Consider the following 1,068-nt stretch of genomic DNA (forward strand, 5'->3'; position numbering starts at 1 on the left):
CGTGGCTGCAGGAGAAGAGACCTCCCATATCCTCAGCGGGTTGACTAACCAGCTGCCTGATCGTGATCCGGAAGAGACTGCCGAGTGGGTTGAGTCCCTGGATGCGTTGATCAGGGAACAGGGCACCGAGCGTGCCCAATACATCATGCGGAGCCTGCTGCAGCGCGCGGGCGCGCAGAGCGTGGGYGTGCCGATGGTGACCACCACCGATTACGTGAACACGATCCCGGTGGACCAGGAAGCTGCGTTCCCGGGCAATGAAGAGTTCGAGCGCCGGTACCGGGCCTACATGCGGTGGAACGCCGCGGTCATGGTGCACCGGGCGCAGCGTCCCGATATCGGGGTYGGCGGGCACATCTCCACCTACGCCGGGGCCGCGACCCTGTACGAGGTCGGGTTCAACCACTTCTTCCGCGGCAAGGACCACCCCGGCGGCGGGGACCAGGTCTTCTTCCAGGGCCACGCYTCCCCGGGCATGTACGCCCGGGCGTTCATGGAAGGCCGCCTGTCCGAGGAGGACCTGGACGGGTTCCGGCAGGAAAAGTCCCGGCAGGGCCACGCCCTGTCCTCCTACCCGCACCCCCGCCTGATGCCGGCCTTCTGGGAGTTYCCCACGGTSTCCATGGGCATCGGGCCGATGAACGCGATCTACCAGGCGCAGAACAACCGGTACCTGCACAACCGGGGCCTGAAAGACACCTCGGACCAGCAGGTCTGGGCGTTCCTGGGCGATGGTGAAATGGACGAGCCCGAGTCCCGGGGCCTGCTGCAGCTGGCAGCGAACGAGAACCTGGACAACCTGAACTTCGTGATCAACTGCAACCTCCAGCGCCTGGACGGGCCGGTGCGCGGCAACGGCAAGATCATGCAGGAACTCGAAGCGTTCTTCCGCGGCGCGGGCTGGAACGTGATCAAGGTCGTCTGGGGCCGGGAATGGGATGACCTGCTCACCCGCGACACCGACGGCTCGCTCGTGAAAATCATGAACGAAACCGTCGACGGGGACTACCAGACCTACAAGGCCGAGTCCGGCGGGTTCGTCCGCGAACACTTCTTCGGCAAGACCCC

Annotated in this window: 1 pseudogene; it reads left to right on the plus strand. The window is 65.3% G+C overall.

The features are described 5' to 3' along the window. Position 1 precedes the first annotated feature (1 nt). Positions 2–1,068, plus strand: a pseudogene (locus tag AC1DIP_RS22185) (pyruvate dehydrogenase (acetyl-transferring), homodimeric type); the annotation flags it as partial.

Source organism: Pseudarthrobacter sp. 05T312 (assembly GCF_056396685.1).